4 protein-coding genes and 1 pseudogene are annotated in these 4,094 nt (G+C 47.9%); 2 read left to right on the top strand and 3 right to left on the bottom strand.

Annotation, left to right across the window (positions count from 1 at the left end; genetic code table 11):
- The first annotated feature begins 106 nt into the window (after positions 1 to 106).
- Both ABTW62_RS13425 and ABTW62_RS13430 read left to right on the top strand, forming a co-directional pair.
- Positions 107 to 334: a glycine zipper 2TM domain-containing protein gene (locus tag ABTW62_RS13425; RefSeq protein WP_430905083.1), complete on the top strand. Its 228-nt coding sequence runs from the start codon at positions 107 to 109 to the stop codon at positions 332 to 334.
- 153 nt (positions 335 to 487) lie between these two features.
- Positions 488 to 2,635 carry an EAL domain-containing protein gene (locus ABTW62_RS13430; RefSeq protein WP_430905084.1) on the top strand — a complete coding sequence of 716 codons (2,148 nt, stop codon included), beginning with the start codon at positions 488 to 490 and terminating at the stop codon, positions 2,633 to 2,635.
- On the opposite strand, the pseudogene ABTW62_RS13435 reads toward ABTW62_RS13430, so the two are convergent.
- The 3 genes and pseudogenes from ABTW62_RS13435 to ABTW62_RS13445 form a co-directional block, all read right to left on the bottom strand.
- Positions 2,573 to 2,704, bottom strand: a pseudogene (locus tag ABTW62_RS13435) (multinuclear nonheme iron-dependent oxidase); the annotation flags it as partial. The gene ABTW62_RS13430 and the pseudogene ABTW62_RS13435 overlap by 63 nt on opposite strands.
- 339 nt (positions 2,705 to 3,043) lie before the next feature.
- Positions 3,044 to 3,205 (bottom strand): hypothetical protein, encoded by a 162-nt coding sequence (locus ABTW62_RS13440; protein WP_430905085.1) that lies wholly within the window; start codon positions 3,203 to 3,205, stop codon positions 3,044 to 3,046.
- Positions 3,206 to 3,854: 649 nt separating this feature from the next.
- The coding region (locus ABTW62_RS13445; RefSeq protein ID WP_430905086.1) for a Crp/Fnr family transcriptional regulator at positions 3,855 to 4,094 on the bottom strand (240 nt) is incomplete at its 5' end.

A 4,094-nucleotide genomic window follows, 5' to 3' on the forward strand; every position in this document is an offset into this window, starting at 1 on the left:
GACGCGTATGTGTGTTACCGAACCGACAGCGATGGACGCTGCGACTATTATTAATTGATAACCATAGGAAGTCCTATAGTTTGATAGTCAATAAAGAGGTGCTTCAATGAAAGCAATACGAGCAACTGCAATTATTAGCGCGCTTGTCATAGTCGTATTATTCAGCTTGAGTGGTTGTTCCGGGATGACAGCACAAGATAAAAGCACAGCGATCGGTGCGGGTGTCGGTGCTGTAGGAGGCGCAGCCCTCACAGGTGGCAGCGCTCTCGGAACAGTCGGTGGTGCAGCGGTCGGTGGCGTTGTAGGCCATGAAATCGGCGATGACAAAGAGTAATTCCAGCAATCCTGTTGTTGCCAGCCGAGCTTCCGCTCCATTCTACTGATGCTGCTGATTGAGTGGATGTTTGATCATCAGCCTTTGCGACGTGAACATAGCGGGCAAATTACGGCTCTATTCCTTTATCAAACGTGAAAGAGAGGTTGATTGGTGTACCAAGTACTGATTATCACGAATGATACCACCGATGCTAAGTTACTACAGGATACGCTCAGTCAGGCAAAAAACGGTTCATTTCAAGTTGAATGGGTGACACGACTCCACGATGGACTTGCGCGATTGAGGACAGGTAAAAGTATCGACGTCATGTTAGTAGATTTGTCGCTGCCCGATAGCAAAGGCATTGCGACATTAGATAGGCTGTTTTCTATCGTGCCTAAAATGCCGGTTTTGGTACTCGTTCAGACGGATAACGACATACTTGCAACAGATATAGCGCAGCGTGGCGCGCAAGGTTGTCTAGCAAGGGATTACTTTAACAACAATCTGATACCGCAAACATTAAGCAACATCATCCAGCGCAAAAACGCCGAAGAGTCACTCTTCATAGAAAAAAACCGTGCTGAAATCACGCTCAACTCCATCAGTGATGCAGTCATCTGCACTGATATGTCGGGCAATGTCAACTATATGAATATGGCGGCGGAATCTATGACTGGATGGCCGAGAGAAGAAGCGCACGGGCAATCCATTACCAAAGTCATGCAAATCATTAATAAGAAGACACATGACCCAGTGCCTAATCCAATTGAGTGGGTCCTGAAGTGGGACGAGACCATGGGATTGACTGCCGGCACGGTTTTAATCCGGCGCGATGGAAGTGAAGCGGCAATTGAAGACTCGGCTGCGCCGATCCACGACGTGAATGGAAAGATTGTCGGTGCTGTAATTGTATTCCACGACATCTCGGCGGCACAGGGGATGATCACGAAAATGGCGCATCTGGCGCAGCATGATTCTCTGACCAATCTACCCAACCGCGTATTGCTTGACGACCGTATCACACAGGCAATCTCCATAGCAAAACGGCGCGGCACGCAGCTTTCCCTGCTTTTTCTGGATCTGGATAATTTCAAGCATATCAACGATTCTCTAGGACATGAGAACGGAGACAAACTGCTGCAATCTGTTGCGCAACGATTATGCGCCTGTGTACGGCACTCCGATACAGTCGGCCGGTTGGGGGGTGATGAATTTGTCATATTGATGACACAAGACAAACAAGCGCAAAATGCCGCCTTGACTGCCGACAAGATACTTGCCGCACTGGCAGAGTCGCATGCTATTAATGGGCATGAGCTGCACGTGACGACCAGTATCGGTATCAGTATTTATCCGACAGATGGACAGGACACGCAAACATTGATCAAGAATGCGGATATTGCAATGTACCATGCCAAGGAAAAGGGTCGGAACAATTACCAGTTTTTCAAGGACGAGATGAATGTCCTCGCTGTCGAGCGGCAAGTCATCGAGACCCATTTGCGACGTGCGGTAGCACAACAAGAATTTGTGTTATTTTACCAACCTCGAGTCAACCTGGAAAACGGCATGATCACTGGTGCCGAGGCATTGTTACGCTGGGCGCATCCGGATTGGGGCATGTTGCAACCCAATCGTTTTGTTCGGATTACGGAAGACTGCGGGCTGATAGTGCCGATCGGCCGCTGGGCATTACGTGAAGCCTGCATGCAAGCTAGGCACTGGGAGCACGCAGGACTAGAGCTGGGGTCCATCGCCGTAAACATCTCTGCACAGGAATTATACGCCCAAGGATTCGTTGGCAGTGTGCAAGCCATCTTGCATGAAACCGGGCTGGATCCATGTTGCCTGCAACTGGAAATACCCGAAAGTGTGTTGATGCGCAATGCCGCATCAAGTGTCATGATACTCCGGCAACTCAAAAATATCGGGATACAACTGGCAATAGAAGATTTTGGCACCGGTAGCTCCAGCTTGAGTTGTCTGCATCGATTTTCAATTGATATTCTCAAAATAGACTCTTCATTAGTACAAGGCATTGGTCGCGGTAACAATGACAGCATTATTATCAACGCCATCATCACCTTGGGTGCCAGCCTCAAGCAGCGAGTAATCGCAGAAGGTGTGGAGACACAGGAGCAGCTAGCCTTTCTGAAGCAACAGCATTGCAATGAGGCGCAAGGCTATTTTTTAAGCCAGCCGGCTACCGCAGCACAGTTTGCTCAACTGCTGGCAACGGGTCTATACGGTAAGCAAACGTGCAGCGACGTATTTGACAGCCTCCTCGGGAAAAGGTATCGGAAGCAGGTCATATAAATGCCCGTCATCAGTACAATAGGAGAGATGTTCGGTATAACGCGAGATCTGATGTTGATCGAAGAATCGGCGAATCTGACGCCACAACGCTTCACATGGTGTTTTTAACGCAGGAACCAATTCGCGTCAAAATCCTACCTAACCCCGTACCAAAAAATTTAGGGTCCATAGCGCTTCAATCGATCATTCCAGATTCTTCGGTTGAACGTGACCAAGTGCGTAGTTTTCAAGCTACCCGGTAAGGCGCGAGAATGCGCATGGACTATTTAATTCCCAGTCTTGACTCGCAACGCAACCAAGCAGCTTGAATACCGTGTTATGGAAAATTTAATGGCGACGCCATCTTGGCCAATATCGTCTGATACAGTGTGTGCAGCTACTTATTCAGTGCACTCTTAACCCCGACTTCTAGTAGTCGATCTTTTCATCGAGGGCGTCACCCGCTTTTTCGGCTCCATCATCAATTTTTTCACCTACTGCTTCTGCCGAGTTCTTTTTTTCGCATGCGGGAAGTCCAGCAATAAAAGTCATCGAAATTGCTATGACTATAAATGTTTTCAAAATATTCATTTGTGTCTCTCCTTCAGTTTAATGGTCAGCCAAGAATGCGTCATACTTAGGCTGAATCAGCTGCGGGAAATCCTTGCACTATCCCGCCTATCGTCCGATCCCATCAGCACAAACGGCTCAGGATAAAACCAATTTGGTTGTAATATTTTTAGTTGTACAACAAATAAATGATGACCAGTACGAACGTTGGAACGCCGAGTAGCCATGCCAGAAGGTATTTACCCATTCCAATCTCCTTGTAAGAATTTGCCATTGCAAATTGTCGCTATTAATCCGATAGGCATAGCTTCAACTAACTTAGCTGCAGTATGTATTGCTTATATCCTTTGGCAAGAGCATCTATAACTCCACCTATGTGAAGCAAATCAACCTATCACAATTTATAGCTTACGGCATAAAAGGAATCAGGTATGTGCGCTGCCGTACAAAAGACGGATACAAGTATGGTTATAGGTTTGTCTAGTACTCCGTTCCGCCAAAACGCTTACATGAAATCGCGCCTTCGCCTGTCATGCGTTGTTGCAAATCCTCGCCATAGCTACGGCTATGACTGCGGTTTGCGCCTAGCCTGGCAGGCGAATCCATCGATTTCATTTGTGAGCTAATTGACGGAACGGAGTACTAGCAAGGCGGAAGAGGATAGCTTCCATCATAATTTGCTCACACCGGGAATCAGCCTGGCATATTCTTCCTTAACCAACTGATAATCTTTGGTAACTTTGGCCCCCAGGCGAGATCTATCCAACACTGTGACACGCCCACGGCGGTAACGGATGATGCCAGCGCGCTGCAAGCTGCAGGCAGCCTCGCTGATGCCTTCACGCCGCACACCAAGCATACTTGCTATCATTTCATGCGTACCGATCAGCTCAACTGATGATGTGCGATT

Source organism: Nitrosomonas sp. ANs5 (assembly GCF_050584665.1).
GTDB lineage: Bacteria > Pseudomonadota > Gammaproteobacteria > Burkholderiales > Nitrosomonadaceae > Nitrosomonas.